22 protein-coding genes are annotated in these 18,594 nt (G+C 71.4%); 3 read left to right on the top strand and 19 right to left on the bottom strand.

Going from position 1 to position 18,594, the window contains the following annotated elements:
- Positions 1 to 468: 468 nt before the first annotated feature.
- The 3 genes from DQ244_RS17250 to DQ244_RS17260 all read left to right on the top strand — a co-directional run bounded on the left by DQ244_RS17250 (position 469) and on the right by DQ244_RS17260 (position 5,217).
- Positions 469 to 3,633 (top strand): tape measure protein, encoded by a 3,165-nt coding sequence (locus tag DQ244_RS17250; RefSeq protein ID WP_158544606.1) that lies wholly within the window; start codon positions 469 to 471, stop codon positions 3,631 to 3,633.
- A 67-nt stretch (positions 3,634 to 3,700) separates the two neighbouring features.
- Positions 3,701 to 4,246: a DUF6932 family protein gene (locus DQ244_RS17255; protein WP_407060697.1), complete on the top strand. Its 546-nt coding sequence runs from the start codon at positions 3,701 to 3,703 to the stop codon at positions 4,244 to 4,246.
- Entirely contained in the window at positions 4,243 to 5,217 is a 975-nt protein-coding gene (locus DQ244_RS17260) for a hypothetical protein (RefSeq protein ID WP_113812750.1), read from the top strand. Before DQ244_RS17255 ends, DQ244_RS17260 begins: the two co-directional genes overlap by 4 nt.
- A 408-nt stretch (positions 5,218 to 5,625) precedes the next feature.
- On the opposite strand, the gene DQ244_RS17270 is transcribed toward DQ244_RS17260, so the two are convergent.
- From DQ244_RS17270 to rpsP, 19 genes are all read right to left on the bottom strand, one after another.
- Complete coding sequence (locus tag DQ244_RS17270; RefSeq protein WP_113812752.1) at positions 5,626 to 5,859, bottom strand: hypothetical protein; 234 nt, start codon at positions 5,857 to 5,859, stop codon at positions 5,626 to 5,628.
- A 271-nt stretch (positions 5,860 to 6,130) separates the two neighbouring features.
- On the bottom strand, positions 6,131 to 6,316 hold the full coding sequence (locus DQ244_RS17275; protein ID WP_113812753.1) for a hypothetical protein: 186 nt from the start codon (positions 6,314 to 6,316) through the stop codon (positions 6,131 to 6,133).
- 231 nt (positions 6,317 to 6,547) lie between these two features.
- Positions 6,548 to 7,990: a YifB family Mg chelatase-like AAA ATPase gene (locus DQ244_RS17280; protein WP_113812754.1), complete on the bottom strand. Its 1,443-nt coding sequence runs from the start codon at positions 7,988 to 7,990 to the stop codon at positions 6,548 to 6,550.
- Positions 7,987 to 8,346 carry a YraN family protein gene (locus tag DQ244_RS17285; RefSeq protein ID WP_113812755.1) on the bottom strand — a complete coding sequence of 120 codons (360 nt, stop codon included), beginning with the start codon at positions 8,344 to 8,346 and terminating at the stop codon, positions 7,987 to 7,989. Before DQ244_RS17285 ends, DQ244_RS17280 begins: the two co-directional genes overlap by 4 nt.
- A gap of 94 nt (positions 8,347 to 8,440) precedes the next feature.
- Entirely contained in the window at positions 8,441 to 9,028 is a 588-nt protein-coding gene (locus tag DQ244_RS17290; protein WP_113812756.1) for a hypothetical protein, read from the bottom strand.
- On the bottom strand, positions 9,013 to 9,624 hold the full coding sequence (locus DQ244_RS17295) for a hypothetical protein (protein ID WP_113812757.1): 612 nt from the start codon (positions 9,622 to 9,624) through the stop codon (positions 9,013 to 9,015). The genes DQ244_RS17290 and DQ244_RS17295 overlap by 16 nt, the downstream gene beginning before the upstream one ends.
- Positions 9,621 to 10,865: a hypothetical protein gene (locus DQ244_RS17300; RefSeq protein WP_147251557.1), complete on the bottom strand. Its 1,245-nt coding sequence runs from the start codon at positions 10,863 to 10,865 to the stop codon at positions 9,621 to 9,623. The genes DQ244_RS17295 and DQ244_RS17300 overlap by 4 nt, the downstream gene beginning before the upstream one ends.
- Positions 10,862 to 11,164: a hypothetical protein gene (locus DQ244_RS17305; RefSeq protein ID WP_113812759.1), complete on the bottom strand. Its 303-nt coding sequence runs from the start codon at positions 11,162 to 11,164 to the stop codon at positions 10,862 to 10,864. The genes DQ244_RS17300 and DQ244_RS17305 overlap by 4 nt, the downstream gene beginning before the upstream one ends.
- A gap of 104 nt (positions 11,165 to 11,268) precedes the next feature.
- The gene (locus tag DQ244_RS17310) at positions 11,269 to 12,417 is read right to left on the bottom strand and encodes a hypothetical protein (RefSeq protein ID WP_113812760.1); all 1,149 of its coding nucleotides are present in this window, start codon (positions 12,415 to 12,417) and stop codon (positions 11,269 to 11,271) included.
- Positions 12,418 to 12,421: 4 nt separating this feature from the next.
- On the bottom strand, positions 12,422 to 12,742 hold the full coding sequence (locus DQ244_RS17315) for a DUF2469 domain-containing protein (RefSeq protein WP_089336022.1): 321 nt from the start codon (positions 12,740 to 12,742) through the stop codon (positions 12,422 to 12,424).
- Positions 12,739 to 13,428 (bottom strand): ribonuclease HII, encoded by a 690-nt coding sequence (locus tag DQ244_RS17320; RefSeq protein ID WP_233491693.1) that lies wholly within the window; start codon positions 13,426 to 13,428, stop codon positions 12,739 to 12,741. Before DQ244_RS17320 ends, DQ244_RS17315 begins: the two co-directional genes overlap by 4 nt.
- Before the next feature lie 172 nt (positions 13,429 to 13,600).
- The gene (locus DQ244_RS17325) at positions 13,601 to 14,311 is read right to left on the bottom strand and encodes a response regulator transcription factor (protein WP_113812762.1); all 711 of its coding nucleotides are present in this window, start codon (positions 14,309 to 14,311) and stop codon (positions 13,601 to 13,603) included.
- Positions 14,312 to 14,491: 180 nt separating this feature from the next.
- The gene (lepB, locus tag DQ244_RS17330) at positions 14,492 to 15,400 is read right to left on the bottom strand and encodes a signal peptidase I (protein WP_113812763.1); all 909 of its coding nucleotides are present in this window, start codon (positions 15,398 to 15,400) and stop codon (positions 14,492 to 14,494) included.
- A gap of 76 nt (positions 15,401 to 15,476) precedes the next feature.
- On the bottom strand, positions 15,477 to 15,833 hold the full coding sequence (gene rplS, locus DQ244_RS17335) for a 50S ribosomal protein L19 (protein WP_113812764.1): 357 nt from the start codon (positions 15,831 to 15,833) through the stop codon (positions 15,477 to 15,479).
- Positions 15,834 to 15,978: 145 nt separating this feature from the next.
- Complete coding sequence (locus DQ244_RS17340) at positions 15,979 to 16,479, bottom strand: NUDIX hydrolase (protein WP_113812765.1); 501 nt, start codon at positions 16,477 to 16,479, stop codon at positions 15,979 to 15,981.
- Positions 16,472 to 17,209 (bottom strand): tRNA (guanosine(37)-N1)-methyltransferase TrmD, encoded by a 738-nt coding sequence (gene trmD / locus DQ244_RS17345; protein WP_113812766.1) that lies wholly within the window; start codon positions 17,207 to 17,209, stop codon positions 16,472 to 16,474. Before trmD ends, DQ244_RS17340 begins: the two co-directional genes overlap by 8 nt.
- Complete coding sequence (rimM, locus tag DQ244_RS17350; RefSeq protein ID WP_113812767.1) at positions 17,206 to 17,751, bottom strand: ribosome maturation factor RimM; 546 nt, start codon at positions 17,749 to 17,751, stop codon at positions 17,206 to 17,208. The genes trmD and rimM overlap by 4 nt, the downstream gene beginning before the upstream one ends.
- 11 nt (positions 17,752 to 17,762) lie before the next feature.
- Positions 17,763 to 17,999, bottom strand: coding sequence for an RNA-binding protein (locus tag DQ244_RS17355; RefSeq protein ID WP_104524997.1), 237 nt, complete (start codon positions 17,997 to 17,999; stop codon positions 17,763 to 17,765).
- A gap of 3 nt (positions 18,000 to 18,002) precedes the next feature.
- Entirely contained in the window at positions 18,003 to 18,482 is a 480-nt protein-coding gene (gene rpsP / locus DQ244_RS17360) for a 30S ribosomal protein S16 (protein ID WP_113812768.1), read from the bottom strand.
- Positions 18,483 to 18,594: the final 112 nt, after the last annotated feature.

Below are 18,594 nucleotides of genomic sequence, written 5' to 3' on the forward strand. Positions count from 1 at the left end.
CAACGGCGGCTTGACGCCGAACCTCCCAGCACGCCAGGCACCGGCGAGCGCCCACGGCGACGACCCCGGCCCGTGCTGGCGGCCCACGTCGTCGCCACCGGCGTCGCCCCCGCCCTCACCCGCACGCCCCATGAACGGAGCCCCCATGGCCCGCCCCACCGACGCCGAGACGCCCCCTCATCTGGAGTACCTCCGCTGGAGGCTCTCGGCTGACTGGGCTCTCCCCCTCGACCGCGTCACTGGCTCCACCGCCGACGAGATGCGTGCCGCCGTCGCGGCTCTCCGCCCCGAGTTTCTCCTCTCACCCTCCCCCTAGCTCCACACGCCGTCTCGCCAGAGAGCCCGCCTCCGGATCGCCGGACGCGGGCTTTCTGCGTTCCGGCGGCGCTCTCACCCGCCCCCCTCCAGATCCGGAGTTGATCCGATGACCCTCAACAGCAACGAATGCGCCCACTGGCGGGCGTCGCCATGACGACACTCCTGGGAGAAGCCCGGGTTCGTATCCGGCCAGACACCTCTGGTTTCGGATCCGCCGCCGAGCGCGGGATCTCCGGCACCCTCAGCAAGCTGGGCAAGCTCGCCGGGGCGGCCTTCACGGCGGGCCTCGGTGCTGCCACCGCCGGAGCTGGTCTCGGCCTCAAGGTCGCCGCCGAGATGGAGACCGCCCGCATCGGGTTCGAGACCATGCTTGGCTCGGCTCAGAAGGCCGACGCCTTCCTCCGCGACCTCCAGAAGTTCGCCGCCAAGACCCCCTTCGAGTTCCCCGAACTCCAGACCGCCGCGTCCTCGCTCATCTCCATCGGGATCGACGCCTCCAAGGTCATCCCGATCATGACCACGCTGGGCAACGTCACGTCCGGCATGGGCACCGGTGCCGAGGGCGTCAAGCGGGCCACGGTCGCCATCCAGCAGATGAACGCGGCCGGTCGGATCACGGCCGAGGACCTCAACCAGCTCCGCGACGCGGGCATCCCCGTGTTCGACCTCCTCGCCGGAGCCACCGGCAAGGCGAAGGAGGAGCTGGCCGCGATGGCCCAGAACGGCGAGCTGGGGCGCAAGGAGCTGGAACAGCTCATGACGGCCCTGGAGACCGGTAAGGGCCTGGAGCGCTTCAACGGGCTCATGGAGAAGCAGAGCCAGAGCCTTTCCGGCCTCTTCTCCACCATGAAGGACACCGTCCAGATGAATCTGGCGTCAGCTATGACGCCGCTCATCCCGTCGATCAAGACGGCCATGGCCGGAGCCGCCGTGGCGATGGAGACCGGCCTCTCCGCGATCTCCGCCAAGTTCCAGGTCATCGTGGACCAGACCCCCAACCTCATGGGTGCTCTGGCCGACCAGGACGCCCAGGGCGTCGCCGAGGTGCTGGACAACATCCTCGGTAACACCGGCGCGCACATCGACATCATCCGCACGGCCGCCGACCAGCTCTTCCCACTCTGGAACGACCTCGTCGGCACCTTCGGGAACCTCCGCGACGTCGCCGCCGACCTCGGCCCGGTCCTCGGCGTGATCCTCGGCGGCGGGCTCAAGCTGGCCTGGGAGGCCATCCAGCTCCTCGCCCCCGTCCTCCGCGACGTCACTGGCTGGCTCTCCGACAACGAATGGGCCGTTTACACGCTCGTTGGCGCCTACGCCGCTCTCAAGCTCGCCACCTCTGCCCACGCCGCGTCGATGGCCGTAGCCGCCGCTGGAGGCATGGCCCAGTGGCTCAAGCAGACGAAGTTGATCTCCGCCGCGACCAAGGCGTGGAGCGCCGTCCAGTGGGTCTTCAACGCCGCAATGAGCGCCAACCCCATCTTGAAGGTCGTCACCCTGCTCGGCCTCCTCGTCGGCGGCCTCGTCCTCGCCTGGAAGCACTCCGAGACCTTCCGTGACGTCGTCACCGGCGCTCTCCAGAAGGTCGGAGACTTCGGGAAGTGGCTCTGGGAGGAGGCCCTCAAGCCCGCCTGGGAGGGCATCAAGACCGGCTGGGACTACCTCGTCAAGGGCATCTCCTGGGCCTGGGAGAACATCCTCAAGCCTGCCTGGGACGCCGTCTCCGCCGCCGCGTCGTGGCTCTGGGAGAACGTACTCAAGCCCGTCTTCGGCTTCATCGGAGACCGCTGGAGCACCCTGCTCTCCAACATCCAGTGGGCCTGGGAGAACGTCCTCCAGCCCGTCTGGGACGCCGTCTCCTCGGCGGCCTCCTGGCTCTGGGAGAGCGTCCTCAAGCCCGTCTTCGGCTTCATCGGTGACGCCTGGGACGACCTCGCCTCCGGCTTCGGCTGGGTCTACGACAACCTGATCCGGCCGGTCTTCGACAAGTTCTCCTCCGCCGTCGAGACCGTGAAGAGCGGCTTCGGGACCGCCGTGGACTGGATCAAGCAGACCTGGGAGTCCCTCAAGGACGCCCTCATGGGGCCTGTTCAGTGGGTCATCGACTTCGTCTGGAACGACGGCCTCCGCAAGCTCTGGAACACGATCAACGACCTCTGGGGCGGCGGCGACCTCGCGGAGTTCAAGCTCGCTCGTGGTGGCGTCTACGCCCCCGCGAACCGCCAGCTCTCCGGCCGCATGGAGTACGCCACCGGTGGTGTCCTCCCCGGCTACACGCCGGGCCGCGACGTCCACCACTTCGTCTCCCCGACCGGCGGCCGACTCCACCTCTCCGGAGGTGAGGCCGTCATGCGCCCGGAGTTCACGAAGGCCATGGGCGTCCACGGCGTCAACACGCTGAACAAGCTCGCCCGCACCGGCGGCGCTCGTGCGGTCGCTGCCGCTCTCGCTAAGGACCAGTCGCACGCCGACGGCGGGATCATCGACCTCCCCGGCTGGCTGAGCACCGCTCTGGACTGGATTCCCGGATCGGGCGGTATCACCGACGTCATCGACGCCATCAACGGCGGAGGCGGCTTCGGCGGCGGCATCCTCGGGGAGGGCCTCGTCGGCCTCGCCCGGTCGGTCGGGACGAAGCTCCTGGACAAGGCGAAGGCCCTCTACGACGGCCTGAGCCTCGGCGGCTCCGGCTACCGGGGCGCCAAGACGGCGAATGGTGTAAACGGCCTCGGCCCCGCTGCCGCTGCTGCCCGCGCCTACGTCATGCAGCGCTGGGGCCTCACGAACATCGGAGGCTTCGCCCGCCGGAACATCGCCGGGACCGGGACGCCGTCGGACCACGCTCTCGGCAAGGCCATCGACGTCATGATCCCCAACTACCGGAGCCCCGAGGGCATCCGGCTCGGGACCGAGATAGCCGAGTACTTCCGCACCAACCCCGGCGTCTTCGGCACCAAGTACGTCATCTGGCGCGACCGGATCGCCAACGGTGGCGCGGGGTGGAAGCCCTACGGGCACCCCGGCGGCGGCCGGAGCGACACGCTCCAGCACCGCGACCACCCCCACGTCTCCTTCTTCGACCAGGGCGGGGTCCTGGAGCCCGGTCTCACTCCGGTCATGAACGCCACCGGGAAGCCGGAGGCCGTCCTCACCAACCGGGAGATGCAGGACTACAAGGCGCTCATCGCCAGCGGCGGCCAGTCCGCCCCGCTTGTAGGCGAGGTCCACCTCCACTCCCATAGCGGCGGCTGGCAGGAGGGCATGGAGGCCCTGAACTTCGAGCTGCGGAGGCTCAAGCGAGGGGGACGGTCCTAGCTAGGTCGCGACGCCATCGTCCCCCGTCTAGGGGACCGTGGCGTCGCGGCTGGCGCCGCCCGTTGCGATGATCGCCACACTGCTCGGAGCAGGCACGACCAACGGGGGTAGTGAAGTGACTGGGCCAGGCCCGCTGTCAGTAGGACCATCGGGATATCTGCCTCCCGGACGGCACGCCGCGACCTGGGCAGACGTGCGGACCCTGTTCGTGGACCAAGCACCCCACACGGAGCACCGCAGAAGCCTGTACCGGGCGCTGCAAGGGTGGCTGAACTCGATGCGGACGTTGCTTCCCACGGGCGGCACCGCCTGGCTCAATGGCGGGTTCGTGACGCACAAGACGTCACCGCCGAAGGACGTGGATGTCGTACTCATGGTCCACGATGCGGACGTGATGGGGCTGACCCCAACCGATGAGATCCTGGTCCGCTCCCAACTAACCGACCGATCTGCCGGAACTCAGCCGATGGGAGGTCTTGTGGACGCCTTCATCGCGCAGCACGGCAACGCCAGGGAAGAACTCATCTGGGACACGACCTGGTCTGCCGTCAAGGACGACACTGGACTCATCGTGCCCGGTGCAGCGAAGGGCTATTTGGAGGTGTCGTGGTGAGCAGCATCAACCAGGGCGACCTCGCGGGGCTCATCCGGGACAACATCGCTGCTTTGGAGGTGGACGACGGGCCGTTCGCCAGGCTCCGACGTCAGTCGCAGGCCTCGCTGCTCCAAGACGTAACCGGCGAGGATGCGTCCGGCACACGACTGGAGCTTCGCTTCGGTGGGTCGAGAGTCGTCGGACATCGAGCCCCGGCGGACCAGCTCTATGAGGTGCTGGAGGCGCTACAACGCGCCACGGCGCTCGTCGGCGATTCCCTGCGACCCACCGTGACCGATCCCCAGCGCATCACCGATCAGCGAATCGGCCGCCACCAGCTCGACGTCTTGGCGCCCAGCCCTGGGTCCGTTGTTCTCACCGTGGTCCCGGCCAGTGAGCCCCCGGACCTTTTCGGCCACGAGCCGACCACATGGGCGGAGATGGCCCTAGCGCAGCTCGTTGGCACCCTCCCCGATGATGAGGACGAGGACGGAGACCTCCTCAGCGAGGCGGCCCAGGGGGCCATCCTGGCGTCTACGAGCACGGTGCGAGCGGCGCTGGCGGCGCTGGCTCGAAGTATCGAGCGGACCGACGCCGACCTGACGTTGACGTTGCGACGGCCCTCGCGGGTCACGACTCGTTCTCGTCTGGGCCGTCGCACCGCCCGGCTGGTGCTCGCCATCGCCGATGAGCCGATCACGCTGACCGAGCGGCATCGCTATGAGGGGACTCTGGACGGGCTGCGAACGCGCAAGCGCATGTTCTGGCTCATTCTCGACAACGGCGAAGAGATCAGCGGCGGCATCCCCGAACGCTTGCTTGGGGCCGTCAGGGCGAACCTTGGGCAGCGGGTGAGCGTGGATGTCGAGTCCACTCGGCAGGGTCCCGAGGGCCGCTTGGGGCGGCCGAGGCACATTCTGAGCTCACTCGGGATGACCACCGAGGACCAGGCGGAACGACTCAATGACGGTCCGATGCCTAGTCCGTGAACCAAGAACCACAAAGGCCCCCGTCCTCCATCTCTGGAGGGGCGGGGGCCTTCATGCGTTGCGGAGGCCTGCACTACACCGCGCCGCCGTGGTCGCGGCTCCACCGGAGTCCGGCGGCCCGATCCTCCGGCGTCACGGCCCTAAGCACCCACGACGGGCTCTGCCCTGGCTTCGCGGGTGCCTTCCTCAGGCGCCCGAGGACGGCGCTACCAGCGCTCGCGGCGAGCTGGTTCCGGAGGAGTCTGGCGGCGATGGGCACTTCTAGATCGACGCTGCCCTTGTGTGGCCCGTCCAGGACGTGGACATCAGCGACCACGGCGCCTCGGTCGCCCCGGCACTCCACCGCCGTCACACCATGGACACGGAACGCGAGAAGGGCGCCGTCCAGGGCGGCCCAGTCCCCGGCAGTCACGCGGTGAGGCAGTCGGCGAGGGCCGCCAAGGTCTCGTCCGCGACGTCATCCCCGGCGACGCCGTGGAGCACCGCCGCCACGTCCTCGGAGGTAACGGCGTCATCAGACAGGACCGCCGCGACGACGGCGCGGGCCTCGGCGAGAAGGAGGCCGTGGAGGCCCTGGCCCTGGCGCTCGATGTCCTCGGCGGACAGGGGCTCAACATCGGGGCGGACGGCAGGCAAGATCATGGTGGGCTTCCTCTGGTCAGTCAGGGGGAGTCAAGGCCCTCGGGTCCGGCTGCAACCGGGCCTGGGGGCCGCCCCACGTCGTGGGGCTGAGACGGGACCATAGCCGCGACAAGGGGCGGAATGTCACCGCAAACTTTCCGCCGCTCTCGGTGGGAGCCGACGACCTGCGAAGAGGAGCCGTAGACAGTCTCGGTGGCGGCGTGTCGGGCGGACGCCTGCATCGCCGATAAAGGAGCCCCCGTCTCACGGGGAGCGAGACGGGGGCCTACACCTACAGCTCCAGCGGCCAGACGGCCACCACCATCAGGCCCGTCCCGGCGACGTGGTCGCCGTCATGGTGGGGCTCCATGGTGCAGATGAACCCCCAGTCGTCGGGATCGCCTGCGTCACAGCACGGCGTCTCGTCGGTCCGATTCGGACGCGGGTCGGGGTCGCCAACCTTGTAAAGCATGGGCACGAGGGACCTCCTAGCGAGGAGACGCCCCGGCGAGCGGACTACTCGCCGACGAGGACGTCTAGGTCCCCGAGGCCGCCCAATCCGCCCCGCGTCTCCGCCGCTGGCGCACCAGTGGGGCTGGGACTCGTCTGCATGACATAGACCCTAGTGCGTCATGTGACGCAGCAGAGATCTCCGCCAGCCGGGATGCTGCCGACGGCCGTGCTCCGGGTGGCATGTGAGCTACTTCAGCTAGTTGCAGGTACTGCGCACCCGCAGCACGCGGTCGAAACCGCGCACGGAGATCGCTCCCCGCTCCAGCGCCCGCTCGGCGAGCCGGAGCGACGCCCGCGGAACGGCGAACCGCTCCCGCAGCATCCGCCCCGGCACCTCGCTGTTCAGCGCGAGGCCGGTGCCGACCAGCCGCTCCCCCGCCACCGCCCGCGCCTCGGCCACCCGACCGGCGACGACGGCGGTGGACTCCGGCGCCGGCAGCCCGTCCAGCCACGCCGCTCGGGTGACGGGCGGGAGCTCGACCCGCAGGTCGACCCGGTCGAGCAGCGGCCCGGACAGCCTCGCCTGGTACCTCCGCCGCTCCAGCGGGCTGCAGGTGCACGCGGTGTCGCCCGCCGCGCTCGCGCAGGGGCAGGGGTTGGCGGCCAGCACCAGCTGCGCCCGGCACGGGAACGTGGCCGCTCCCGACGCCCGCTGGATGGTGACCTGACCCCGCTCCAGCGGCTGGCGCAGGGTGTCGAGCACGGCCCGCGGGAACTCGGGAGCCTCGTCCAGGAACAAGACACCTCGGTGAGCCCGGCAGAGGGCACCGGGTCGGATCTGACCCGAGCCACCTCCGACGAGGGCCGCCATCGTGGCGGAGTGGTGCGGTGCCTCGAACGTCGGCCGGGTGACCAGCGGCGCCTCCGCCGGGAGGGTGCCGGCGATCGAGTGGATCGCGGTCACCTCGAGCGCGGCCTGCTCGTCCAGCGCGGGCAACAGCCCCGGGAGCCGCTCGGCGAGCATCGTCTTGCCCGCCCCGGGCGGTCCGGCGAGGTACAGGTGGTGGCCACCCGCGGCGGCCACCTCGACCGCCCGCCGTCCCGCCGCCTGCCCGACGACATCGCCGAGGTCAGGGACGGGTGCTTCGGGGGGCAGCTCGCCCCGCAGGTGCGGCTCCAGGGGCGCCGCGCCCTTGAGGTGCCCCACGAGCTGGGTGAGCGTCTCGACGGCCAGGACCTGGATCCGGTCGACGAGCGCGGCCTCGGCGGCGTTGGCCACCGGGACGACGACCTGCTCGTGACCCGCCCGTGCCGCGGCCAACACCGCCGGCAGCACGCCGCGGATACCGCGCACCGACCCGTCGAGCCCGAGCTCGCCCAGCAGCACCATCCGGTCGACCGCCCGCCGCGGCACCGTGCCCGCGGCGGCCAGCACCGCGGCGGCCAGGGCGAGGTCGAACCCGCTCCCCTGCTTCGGCATCGACGCCGGGGAGAGGCCGATGGTGATCCGACGGGCCGGGAACTCCCCTCCGGCGTTGGTGATCGCCGCACGCACGCGGTCCACCGACTGCCGCACCACGGCATCGGGCAGGCCGACGAGCGCGACACCCGGGAGGCCGGCGGCGATGTCCACCTCCACCTCGACCATCGCGCCCCGGACGCCGGCGAGACCGACCGACCAGGTGCGGGCGAGGGTCACGAGAACGCCCCGCGGAGGTGGGTGACCACTGCCGGCTGCCCGCGGCGCACGAGCACGCCGACGACGTCGAAGCGCACGTCGCGGGCGTGCTCGTCGTGGGCGGCGAGCCAGCGCTGCGCGAGCACCCGGATCCGCCGCTGCTTGGCGAACGTGACCGCCTCCGCCGGGTGTCCGTACCCGAGGCCGCGGCGGGCCTTCACCTCGCAGAAGACGAGGGCGTTCCCGTCGCGGGCGACGAGGTCGATCTCGCCCTCGCGGCAGCGCCAGTTGCGGTCGAGTACGCGGAGTCCGACGTCGGTCAGGTAGGCGACAGCGATCTGCTCGCCGCGGGCGCCGAGCTGAGTGGTGGGAGGCACCCCTCGACGGTGCCGCGCCGGACGGTCCCGGCGAAGGGGTCGCCGGCATCTGTGGACGGCGCCGGCGCCTGTGGAGGATGAGCGGCGGGGCGGGTCAGGGCGCAGGCTGAAGCTGCAGACCTGCGGCGAGGTGGTCCAGGTCGGCGAGGAGGAGCTCGGCCTCGCGCGGATCGGGCAGCGCCGTGGTCAGCGCCCACGCGCCCTCGTCGCACGGGAAGACGTAGGCGATGTGGTCGGACACGTTGCCGGTGTCGGCCGACCAGGCGCGCTGCCGGATCCGGATCCGTCGCAGCCCCGTGCCGGTCGACTGCTCGACCTGCGGCGGCAGCAGCTGTTGCTCGGCGGGCAGCAGGAACTCCTCGACGATGCTCTCGTCCTCGGTCTCCGGCGGGTAGCGCAGCCCGATCAGGCGGACGCAGGCACGGACGCCCTCGGACGGATCCGGGCAGAACACGAAGGCGCCGAAGCTGGGCACCGCGAAGGCCGCCTTGCCCAGCACCGTGTACTCGGCCGCCAGGATCTCCGCGTCGAGCGGGGACGGCTCCACCCCGGCCAGCTCCCAGCTCCGCCGGGCCGCGGCGGAGGCCCAGTCCGCGAGGTCGTCGTCCGGACCCATGTGGGACCACGCCGCGGAGAAGCCGACGACGACGTCGGGCGGCCCGCCGGTCAGGTCAGCACCCACCGCAGGCTCCCGCCCATGACGTCGAAGAGCTTCACCAAGGGCGGCCCGAGCTGCTCGACCGGCGTGGTGAAGGTGAGCAGCAGCAGGTCGTCGGATCCCGGCACGGGGACGAAGAAGTCGACCTGCGTCACGGTCAGCACGCCGCCGGGTCCGCCGTCCTCGGCGGGCACCTCCTCCCGCCGCGACGTGAGCCGGCGGACGGCACGGGCCCCCGCGACCTCGACCACGCCCAGCTCGCGGACCTGCACGCCCTCGCCGCCGGATCCCAGCGTGCGGAGCAGCGACTCGAACGTGCCGTCGCCGCGTCCGCGCACGTGCGTGATCAGCCCCGATGCCGGCACCGGCCGGCCGGCGACCGGGTCGACGCTGAGCAGGACGTCGATCCCGCCCTGCCGGGCCGCGGCCTCGATGGCCGCGGTGAGTTCCCGGGTCAGCCATGCCCGCAGCTCCGCTCGTCGCGGGGCGGGCAGGTCGCGCACCCGCTCGGTGACGAGGTTCTTGATCCGCAGCGGCGCCCGCCCGTCCAGGGGGACGCGCGCCCATCCCGGCGGCAGCAGGATCCGGAAGTCGCTGACGGCGCGGGCCGGTGCCGTCACCGCGCACCTGCCAGTGGCATGGACCAGCGGTCCACGATGGCGACCCGGTTCGCGCGGTCCTCGGCGGCCTGCTCCCGCGCACCACCGGCCGCCTCCGGGAGATCCGCCACCGCCTTGCCGGTCAGGTAGAGGTTCGGGGCGGTCACCGCACCGACCACCATCACGTCGGCCAGCACGGTCAGCGCGGTCAGCTGAGCCCCCGCGCCGCCGGCCGTGCGGGTCCGGTGGATCGCGGACAGGGCCGCTGCGAGGTCCTCGTCCACGAAGGTGACCCCCCGGGTGAGCCGGGTGCCGGCGCCCGCGCCCGTCACGACGGCGCCACCCGTGCGGGCTCCCGCGAGACGCGTGCTCACCCCGAGCGCGCCGCGAACCCCAGCCGTGGCGAGCTTGCCCACGCCGAACGTCATCACCCCGACGAAGTCCCAGAAGACGTCCTCCGCCGTGGCGTTGCCCGTCGCCCACATGCCCGAGCGCACGGCGAGCGACACGCAGCCGAGGACCGTGCTGGCCGTCATCACGGCGCCTGCCAGGGCGAGGCCTCCGGTGACGAGCACGGCGACCACGATCGCAACGATGACCAGGACCAGCGCGACGACGGCGATCGCGTCGAGCACGACGTCGATCCACCACGCGTTCTCGTCCCACCAGTCGTCTGCCAGGTCGTCGCCGCTGCGCCCGGTGCTCAGGATCTCGGCCGCGGCCCTCGCGGCCCGGTCGTAGGACTCGACGGCGAAGAAGTAGTCCCGGCGTGCGGCGGCCAGGTCGTCCTCCGCGGCGAACAGCGCCCGCTGGTGCGCCTGGTGCTCCGCACCGGCGGCGAGTAGCTGCTCGGGTGTCGCGCCGGGTGCGGCCGCGTCGGGTGCGGAGTTCCGCAGCGCGAGCTGTGACTCCTCCGCCACCTGCGCCCGGCGGACGGCGTCGTACGCCTCGGTCTGCACGCCCTCCAGGGCGGTGGCGAAGAAGGAGAGCGCCTGCGCGGCGGCCTCGTACCGCGCCCTCGCCCGGCCGATCCGGCCGGCCAGGTCGCCGGCCACCTCGACGAAGTTGTCGCCCGCGTCGCTCTTCCACGCCTCCTGAGACGTCGAGGTGAGCTCGGCCAGATTGGCTGCCTGCGCCTCGATCTCCGCCGCCGTGTCGGCGTACCGACGGGCCAGGATGGCGAGCTCCTCGGGATCACCCGGCACTCCGTTGCGGTGGTCCAGCGGCTCGAAGGATGCCGGCGCCACCGGGGTGGCGGTCACGGCGAGCACTCCTCGGTCGCGACCTGGATCGCCTGGGCGAGCTCGTTGTCGACCTGCACGTAGGCGTCGTGGCTCTGGGTGGCCGCCTCGTAGACCGCCTGCAGCGACTGGAGCAGCTTCTCGCGGTTGCACGACCACTCGTCGACGAACTCACGCACCTCGTCGAGGAGAGCGTTCCGGCCGATGGCCGGCTCCGCGTCCTCGACGATCACTGCCGACCGCTGGAACTCGTGCATGAGCATCCCGAGACCGCCTGCGGTCTCGCGGAGCAGCGGGAGATCGACCACGATGTCCGGCACGTCCGAACCACCTCCTCATCAGACGCCGCGGAACGTAACCGTTCCGACGGAGAGGAGGTGGCGCGCTCACGGGCACCTGTGGACAACCCGGTCGGGCGTCCTGCTCAGCCGCCGAAGAAGCCCGACCAATCCGACCAGATGGGATTGCCGGCAAGGGCCCCGCCGACGGCGAGGAGCAACGCCGCACCGAGCAGCCCCCAGAGCATGAGCAGCCACAGGCCACCGGTGAAGACCCACAACGGCGCCGCTCCGGGATGCGCCTTGTGGAGGAGCCGGGTGTTGTCGAACCGACGTGTCTGCACGGGCAGGCCGCTGGCCTCGAGCAGCTCCACCGGCCACATCTCGTCCAGCCACGAGGCCGGCCGCGCGGCACTGCGGGCGAGCACCCGCCCGCTGTCGTCGACCAGCATCACCCGGAACACGTCGGGGAGCCGTGGATGTCCGATCTTCGTGGGCGGAAAGATCGCGCGCAGCAGCCCTGCCACCTCGCCGGGACCGGTTCCCAGCGGCAACTGGACGCGGCGCTGCCGGATGGCGTCGTCGACCCAGGTGACCTCGCCTCGCTCACGGTCGATGGTGAGGGAGCTGGTCGGGAGGTTCCCGACCAACAGTCCCCCGGCTGCGGCCGGCTCCGGGATCTCCGGGCGGAGGACGACGAAGGGGACGTCGGCGTTCCGCATGGGATCGCGCATCCCGTTCGCCAAGGCATCGAGCTCCGACAGCAGCCCGTCCACACCACCGACGGGGTCGGTGAACGAGGTGGAGAGGGCCCAGACCGCCCCGGCCACGGGAACGACCCAGAGGGCGTGCTCCTGCACGCTCGACCCCCCACCGTCGACGGCCACCTGGTGGCGCACGCGCACCGCCCCGACGGCCGAGCCCGGTACCGGCTCGATCAGTGGAGGAGAGACGCGCTGGTTCTCGGGGCGGAGGAGCTCCTGCAGCACCTCGTCGACCGCCTGCGCCGCGGGCACGGACGGGTCGTACCCGTACCGGGTGAGCCGGACGACTGCGCTCGGCGGGAGGTACAGCCCAGCGGAGGAGCGGAGGAACACGCCGACGCAGGCGTCGTCGAGGGTGTCCCGCAGCACGGGGAGCCACCGCTTGGTGAAGCGTCTGGCGCGACCGCGAGCAGTGCCTTGGTCGAGGTGGCGGATGGCCTCCTGCCACGAACCCTGCTTCTCGCAATCCGCCGGGAAGTACGCCCAGGACCGTTCGTGCTCGACGACGATGCCCGGCGGGTAGGACTCCACCCCGCTACGGGAGGCGCGGGTTGTCGGGCAGCTCGAGGTCGGGCTTGTCGAGCTCCTCGACGTTGACGTCCTTGAACGTCAGCACCCGCACGTTGCGCACGAACCGAGCCGGCCGGTACATGTCCCACACCCAGGCGTCGGAGAGCTTCAGCTCGAAGTAGACCTCTCCCCCGGCCTCCCGCACCTGCAGGTCGACCGAGTTGGCCAGGTAGAACCGCCGCTCGGTCTCCACCACGTAGGTGAACTGGCGGACGATGTCCCGGTACTCGCGATAGAGCTGCAGCTCCATCTCGGTCTCGTACTTCTCGAGGTCCTCGGTGCTCATCGGTCCTCGGTGCTCGTCAGGGCTCGGGACTCAGGGCGCATGGGCCCATCATCGACCATGCCGGCCGAACCGGTCACCCGGGCTGTGTACGAGTCGCGGGCGGCACGCACGTTGACGAACCGCATCCGGTGCTCCGGGCACGGACCGTGGCGCTCCAGCGCGGCGGTGTGCAGCTCGGTGATGTAGCCCTTGTGCACCGCGAAGTCGTACTGGGGCCAGCGCTCGTGCAGCTCCAGCATCATCCGGTCCCGCGTCACCTTGGCCAGCACCGAGGCCGCGGCCACGCACGCGGCGACGCGGTCGCCCTTCCACACCGCCAGGCCCGGCCGCGCCAGCCCCGGCACGGGGAAGCCGTCGGTCAGCACGTAGTCGGGGCCGGGATCGAGCAGGGAGACCGCCCGGCGCAGGGCCTCGATGTTGGTCACGTGCATGCCGCGGGCGTCGAGGTCCTCGACCGGGAGCACCACGACCGACCAGGAGACGGCGCGCTGCACGATCTCCTCGTACACCCGCTCGCGGCTGGCCGCCGTCAGCAGCTTGGAGTCGGCCAGCCCCGGCACCCGACCCCGCTTGCCCGCGGGGAGGATGCACGCCGCCGCCACGAGCGGGCCGGCGCAGGCCCCGCGCCCGGCCTCGTCGGCTCCAGCGATCGCCTCGAACCCGCGGCGGCGCAGGGTGCGCTCCATGTCCCAGAGCGCGTCGGGCCGGTCCGCGGCGGGAGTGCGCCGGACCGGTGCCGATCGAGTGTGGGTGGGTCGGACAGCCATCGCGGACCGACAGTACGACGCCCGGGAAAGCACTCGGGCCGGCCCCTGGAAGGGGCCGGCCCGTATGCCGGAGAAGGGTGGTGCCGACGGATCAGATGTCGGCGGGCACGTCGGGGACGGCGGTCTGCAGGGAGTGCGCCCCACAGGTGCAGCCGGGGCTGCGGGAGGACAGGACCAGCGAGACGGCGTGGGCCCGGTCGCGGGCACCCAGCTTGCGCAGGATGGCCTTGACGTGGCTCTTGACCGTGTCCTCGCTGATGAACAGGTTGCGGCCGATCTGCCGGTTGGACTGACCCTGAAGCAGCTCGTCGAGGACGTCCTGCTCGCGGCGGGTCAGCGGCACCTCGGGGGTGAACGGCTTGGCGGCCGGCACGTCCGAGGGCTCGACCCGGCGGATCTGCGGGTCGACGACGGTGCGACCGGCGCGGGCGGCCAGGATGGCCCAGCCGAGCAGCGTCGGCGAGGTGTTGATCATCAGGTAGCCGCGGATGCCGGCGGCCAGGGCCTCGTTGACCACAGCCGGGTCCTCCGAGGTGGCCAGCGCGACGATCGCCACGCGGGGGAACCGGCGACGGAGGTCGCGGCAGGCGTTGAGGGTCGCGGCGCGGCCCTGGCCCAGCTCGACGACGACGGCGTCGGGGCGGGCGGACTCGGCCAGCGTGAGAGCGCGGCGCAGCTCGCCGGGGGTGCCGACCGACTGCATGCCGGCCGTCTCGTTGATCATGCTGACCAGCCCCCGACGCAGGACGGGCGCGTCGGCGAGGAGGAGCACGCGGGTGACTCCGCGGGCGGTGCTCGCCATAGGTGCAGACACAACTGACTCCATTTCATTCTCCGGGACCGTGCAATGCATCCATCGGAAGGGTGAAACGGTTGCTTGAATGCTTTCCCAGCAATTTTTTTCACTGGTACACGCACGACGTAATGGCGAGAGCCACGTCACTCGCGCACCACGACGACCATTCCCGGCGTCGTGAGCGGATCAGGCGGCGCTGCGGCGGAGCCGTCGACGGCGGCGCCAGGCGGTGAGCGGCACCGCCCCGAGCAGGCCCACGACGTACGGCGCGGCGACCACGGCACCGACCGGCGACTGCGATCCCCCGGCCGGGACGACGGTGGACCCCAGCCCCTGGATGTCCGGGGACTCGAGCGTGCCGAAGCGGTCGATCGGCCACACGATGAGCGACGCCTTGCCGATGACGTCGTCCACACCGACGGTGCCGCTGTACTCGTCACCCACGTGCGACCGCGAGTCCGCCGAGGCCGAGCGGTGGTCGCCCATCACCCAGAGCCGGCCCTCGGGCACGGTCACCGGGCCGAAGGGGCGCCGTTCGATGGGGGTGTTCTCGAAGATGTAGGGCTCGTCGAGCGGCTCGCCATCCACGGTGAGCCGACCCTCGACGTCGCAGCACTGCACCGTCTGGCCCTCGGTGGCGATGACGCGCTTGACGAAGTCGTCCTCGCTCGGCGGCGCGACCCCGAGGGTGCGACCCACCCACAGCAGGGCGCCGGTGAACCAGTTCGAGGGCTCCTCGACGGTGATCTCCGGCGTCCAGGTGTCGGGGCCCTCGAAGACGACGATGTCGCCGGGCTCGGGCTCGCCGAACCAGTAGGGCACCTTGTTCACCAGCACGCGGTCCCCGGTGCACCCGGGGCAGCCGTGCAGCGTCTGCTCCATCGACCCCGACGGGATGAAGAACGCCTGGACGAAGAACGTCTTGACCACCAGTGCCAGGACGAAGGCGATCAGGAGCAGCACCGGGAGCTCGCGCAGCAGCGAGCCCTTCTTCTTGGCCTTGCGGCCGGCCGTCGCCGTCTCGTCGCGGGTGCGCTCGGGCTCGTCGTCCCCGGGAACGACGTCGGCGGGCCCCCCGGGCCGGTCGCTGCTCATCAGGAGCAGCGTACGGCGCGGGGAACCCGCCGAGTTCCAGCCGGTCGTCCCGGCTGTCAGGCGTGTCCGCGAGGGATCAACGCGAGATGGGCTCGCGCTTCTCCTTGATCTTGGCGGCCTTGCCGCGCAGCTCGCGCAGGTAGTACAGCTTGGCGCGACGCACGTCACCGCGGGTGACGACCTCGATCTTCTCGACGACGGGGGTGTGCACCGGGAAGGTGCGCTCAACCCCCACGCCGAAGCTGACCTTGCGCACGGTGAAGGTCTCGCGGACGCCACCGCCCTGACGGCGGATGACGACGCCCTGGAAGACCTGGATGCGCGACCGGTTGCCCTCGATGACGCGGACGTGCACCTTGACGGTGTCCCCCGGGCGGAACGAGGGGATGTCGTCGCGCAACGAGTCGGCGTCGAGTGCGTCCAGGGTGTTCATCTCGGCAGTCCTCAGTCTCAGATGGCTCATTCTCGGTTCGGACAGCGGAACGCCCCGGCTGTCCGTTCCGGGGAGCTGCGGCTCCACGAGGAGCTCCCGACGGCGGTGCCGTCGGTCAGCAGCGACTCTCTACTGTGCCACATCCTCAGCTGACGATGCGCGGCGGCCCCGTCCACGGGCCGGTCCGCAGCTCGGCCAGCAGAGCGGGCAGATCACCGGGCACGAGGTCGTCGGTGGCGCTCAGCAGCTCCTCGGCCGACCACCACCGGTGCGGCTCGTCGGCGAGCACCTCGAGCTCGGTCAGCGCGCCCGGCACGACCTCGTGCACGACGTCACGCAGGACGAAGAACGTCTCGCGGGTGTCGAAGACCTGGTCGCCGAAGGGGCCGACGTGCCGGCGCAGCCAGACGGGGCCCTCGAGCGTGGCGGGCTCGACGACGAGGCCGATCTCCTCGGCCAGTTCTCGCACGGCCGCCTCGCGCAGGCTCTCGCCGTCCTCCACTCCCCCGCCGGGGGTGTACCAGAACAGCACCTCGGCGGGCGGGACGGAGGGATCGGGCAGCCGGGCGCCGAGCAGCAGCACGCGGCCGGCCGGGTCCAGGACGACGACGCGCGCCGTCGTCCGCTGCACCGGTCGGTCACTCACCGGAGAACGCCGCCCGCTCGGCGTCGGTGAGCGCGCCCTCGGGCAGCGCGGCCAGCAGGTCGGGACGGCGGGTGGCGGTGCGCCGCAGCGACTCCGCGCGGCGCCAGCGGTCGATGGCCGCGTGGTCGCCCGAGAGCAGGACCGAGGGCACCTCGTGGCCGCGCCAGTTGGCCGGGCGGGTGTAGGACGGCCCTTCGAGCAGGCCGTCGGCGTGCGAGTCGAGCTCGGCGGACTCCCGGTTGCCCAGGACGCCGGGCAGCAGCCGGGTGACGGCCTCGGTCATGACCAGCACCGCGGACTCCCCGCCGGCGAGCACGTAGTCGCCGATGGAGACCTCGGAGACCGGCCCCGCGTCGGCCGCCCAGTCAGCGACCCGCTGGTCGATGCCCTCGTAGCGGCCGCAGGCGAAGACCAGGCCGGGCTCGGCGGCCCACTCGACGGCCATGGCGTGGGTGAAGGGGCGCCCGGCCGGGGTGGGTACGACCAGCCGGGTGCCGGGCGGGCGGACGGCGTCGAGCGCCTGGCCCCAGGGCTCGGGCTTCATGACCATGCCGGGGCCGCCGCCGTACGGGGAGTCGTCGACGGTGCGGTGCACGTCGTCGGTCCACTGGCGCAGGTCGTGCACGCCGACGGAGACCAGCCCGCGCTCGATCGCCTTGCCGAGCAGCGACTGCCGCAGCGGCGCCAGGTACTCCGGGAAGATCGTGACGACGTCGATCCGGAAGCTCACAGGTCGAGCAGCCCCTCGGGCGGGTCGACCACCACGAAGCCGCCGGCGACGTCGACGGTGGGGACGATCGCCGAGACGAACGGGATCAGCGCGTCACCGCCCTCGCTGCGGCGGACGACCAGCAGGTCCTGGGCCTCGTGCTGGACCGCGGTGATCTCGCCGATGACCGACTCGTCGGGCAGCCGCACGGCCAGGCCGACCAGCTGGTGGTCGTAGAAGGAGTCGGGCTCCTCGATCTCCGGCAGGTCCTCGATCGGGACGAGCAGGAGGGTGTTGCGCAGCGCGTCGACCGCCTCGCGGACGTCGTAGACGGCGCCGCTCGGGTCGGCCAGCTGCAGCAGCAGGGTGCCGCTGTGCCAGCGCTTGTCGACGACGGTCAGCGGCCCGCGCTCGGCGGGCTCGGTGAGCAGGACGGCGCCCGGTGCGAAGCGCAGGTCGGGGTCGTCGGTGCGCACCTCGACGGTGGCCAGACCACGGACACCGTGGGGTCGGCCGATGCGGCCGACCACCACGGTGTCGGTGGGTTCGTTCTGGGTGCTCAAAGAGCTCGTGCTCAGCGCCCGTCGGTGTCGACGACGTCGACCCGCAGGCCTCGTCCGCCGACGCCGGTCATCACCTGGCGCAGCGCCTTCGCGGTGCGCCCGCCACGACCGATGACCTTGCCGAGGTCCTCGGGGTGCACCCGGATCTCGAGGGTCTTGCCGCGACGGTTGGTGAGCAGGTCGACGGTGACGTCGTCGGGGTTGTCGACGATGCCCTTGACCAGGTGCTCGAGCGCTTCTTCGAGCACGTCTTACTCGGCCGGCGTCTCGGCCGGAGCGGCCTCGGCAGCGGGAGCGGCGTCGGCAGCCGGAGCGTCGGCCGGGGCCTCGGCAGCGGCCTTCTTCGGGGCGGCCTTCTTCTTGGCGGTGGTCGCCTCGGTGGTGGGCTCGTCCATGCCGGCGCGGACAGCGGCCTCGTAGAGGGCCTTCTTGTCCGGCTTGGGCTCCTTGACCTTCATCGGCGCGGGAGCCGGCTCGCCCTTGAACTTCTGCCAGTCACCGGAGACCCGGAAGATGGCGGCGACGGCCTCGGTCGGCTGCGCGCCGACACCCAGCCAGTACTGCGCACGCTCGGAGTCGACCTCGATGAACGAGGGGTCCTCCTTGGGGTGGTACTTGCCGATCGTCTCGATCGAACGGCCGTCACGCTTGGTGCGGGCGTCGGCGACGACGATGCGGTAGTACGGCGCGCGCATCTTGCCCAGGCGCATGAGCTTGATCTTGGTGGCCACGGTGTGTGGTGTTCTCCTCGAACGCTGTGTGGTTGCTCGCCGGGCGACGTGTGGGGTTACGCCGGGGCCGAGCGATGGACACGCGCGGGCATGGTGAGAGGGCCGCACCCGA

Origin of the sequence: Blastococcus sp. TBT05-19 (assembly GCF_003319095.1) — a bacterium.
In the GTDB taxonomy this organism is placed as follows: Bacteria; Actinomycetota; Actinomycetes; order Mycobacteriales; family Geodermatophilaceae; genus Blastococcus.